Annotated in this window: 3 protein-coding genes; all 3 read right to left on the bottom strand. The window is 52.5% G+C overall.

The window, feature by feature from the left end; all coding sequences use genetic code 11:
- Positions 1-324: 324 nt before the first annotated feature.
- Positions 325-588 (bottom strand): hypothetical protein, encoded by a 264-nt coding sequence (locus HMPREF0577_RS01995; RefSeq protein WP_004012008.1) that lies wholly within the window; start codon positions 586-588, stop codon positions 325-327.
- Entirely contained in the window at positions 581-1,273 is a 693-nt protein-coding gene (locus HMPREF0577_RS01990; RefSeq protein WP_004012007.1) for a hypothetical protein, read from the bottom strand. The genes HMPREF0577_RS01995 and HMPREF0577_RS01990 overlap by 8 nt, the downstream gene beginning before the upstream one ends.
- A gap of 271 nt (positions 1,274-1,544) precedes the next feature.
- Positions 1,545-2,240 (bottom strand): DUF3800 domain-containing protein, encoded by a 696-nt coding sequence (locus HMPREF0577_RS01985; protein WP_248613635.1) that lies wholly within the window; start codon positions 2,238-2,240, stop codon positions 1,545-1,547.
- Positions 2,241-2,368: the final 128 nt, after the last annotated feature.

Here is a 2,368-nt window from a genome sequence, read left to right as displayed (position 1 = left end):
GCAGACATAGTTCACATTCTCTCCAGCCGAGCAAAACCCGACAAACTAAGTGCCAACAAAACAAGGGTAACCCCACATCTCGACAAACCGCCTGGAAACAGGCAGCCTAAACAACCAACCTGCCAACAACTTGCGGACAACCCCAGGGGGCGTGACAGTTGAAGTTGCACGTCATAACTATCTGGGTCATTCCAACGTGCGGGCATTTTTGGGGTTGCCCGCAGGATTTTCAGTTCTACGTAATCCGACATGGGTTTTCCTTTCTATACGAAAACCGCCCTGGCCAGTGGCCAAGACGGTTCGATTAGTTGTTGTTAGTGGAATCTAGGCGGTCAGCCCCTGTGATTCCATGAGTTCTTCGTAGTATTCCTCGTCATAGATGTCCTTCAATGCTATGACCTCATCAAGAAGTTCTTGCGTGAGGGGTTTGTTGTCATTGGTGACTATAGCCGTCACCCCAACGAGAGGGACGAAAATCCCATCTTCTTCAAGGGCGCATAGCATATCGTTGCGCTCCTGTGCGGTAGCGTAACCCTCGGCATATAAGTGCTCAAGCAGGGCTGCAACTCTACGTTCATCCTCATTCATGACTTCGCCATCCCTTCTCAAACCTGTGGAAAGATGCCACTCTTATTGTACCGTGTGACTTTGAAAGGTACACGTTGTAGATGTTTCCCTCCTCGTCTCCTATCGTGTACTGTTTCGTTTTCTCTTGCTCTGAATAGTCTATGCGTCGCAACAGGATTTTCAGTTTCTCAGCTATAGCTTCGGGAGCGCTTTGTGGGTCAAACTCTGTCCTGTCATGTATCCACCCATAACCAGAACTATGCCCGCCCGCCTTTTCGTCACCGTAAAGGATATGGTTCCATTCCTTAACGCGCAGCAGCGGGAGGTCTTGCGGCCAGTCTGAGGGTGGTTCCACCCAGGTTTTCGGCGGTAACCGGTATTGTTTGCCGTCTATCTTGATGCCACGCTGCTTGGCCAAGTCCTTCGCGTAATCCCGATAGGAATTCCATTTCTCGCGTTGCAACGTCCCATCAACATAAGCCTTACGAGTCTGGCGTTTCTCCGCGTTACGCGCGGCGGCTTTGGCCTGGCGGCAACGCGCCAGAACATCGTGAATAGTGTCGTTTTCACGCCAATACGGCTTGTATTCCGTGGCGTATAGCTCCTCGAAGTCATAACCGGGGGACTGTCCCTCCCAACGGTAGCCGCGTTGAGTGGAGGATCCACCACCCAGCGCCCCACCACCGGTACGGGAATACAGTCGCAATAGTTGTGATACTTGTTGCCCTCACCCCCAGCAGTCTCGAAACCAACCCCACTATTCTTCGACCGGCGCAACGACGGTGACCTGGGCAACAAAGCCCTGCCCCGCACGGCATAAGTGACGGGCAGCACCTCCAACAAATGACGATGCCGCCCGCTAAGTTTACATGAAGGGAAAACCCTTCACCCACGGCTACAGACCAGAGGCCAAGACCGGCAGACAGCTACAGACCAGAGGCCAAGACCATCCGCGTGAATCATTATACCCTAAGATTCTAGTTTTGTGCAGTGTGAATTTTAATCAGCCGCCCGCTCCGGTCACCCAACGAGTCACACCCATAAACCATCTTCAGATGCTCAACCAGCCTGGCTTTAGGCGACTCGCCATCAGTCGTGATGATTCCGGCTGCCAGGCGACGCTCATAACTGACCGCACCCGCAAACAAATCCGCCAATTGCAACTCCATACACGCCTGTGAATCCAAATCAACCCCATTAGCCACCGCCAAGCGTTTCAACCTGAAATTGGTTTGCCGCTTCACGGTTTCTGCCAGAGATATTGCGCGTGGAGTCGTAATCACATCCGCGAAAACACAAGCAACCTCGCCAGGAACCAAATTGTGGGATACGAGTTGTGTCGTCATGTCGGCTTGCGCCTTCCACACTGGCCGGTTACCAAACTGGTCGCGGCACGTGGAATCTGCCACAAACGCGGCCAGCAACGTCGAGGAATCATATGCCACCTCAACCAGTTTCTTAAACGCTGGCAATGTGTCTTGAGTGACTTTCGTGAATTTGAACTCATTCTTGAAGCCGAATCGCTCCTTCACGTTTCGCAACTGCCAGGACAGTTTGCCCGGAAGATAAGTTTTAACCATACCCAGAACGAAGAATTTCCCAGCAGAAGATTTAGAACCCGACTCGTCTATAAACAATGCACACGTTCGAGTAGTGGGAGGAATCGTAGCCACGACAGTGATTATACAATGCTACTGTCGGCCAGGCGTATGGGAACGCGAAAGCCCGCAAAACTGCGGGCTTCGGCAGCCCCGAAAACCAACCCCACTATTCTTTGACCACCGGGCGGTGACCCAAGACG

It is taken from the genome of Mobiluncus mulieris ATCC 35243 (genome assembly GCF_000160615.1).
Classification (GTDB): domain Bacteria; phylum Actinomycetota; class Actinomycetes; order Actinomycetales; family Actinomycetaceae; genus Mobiluncus; species Mobiluncus mulieris.
The sequence above is the reverse complement of the archived record's forward strand: the minus strand, read 5'-3'. Positions and strand labels throughout refer to the sequence as shown.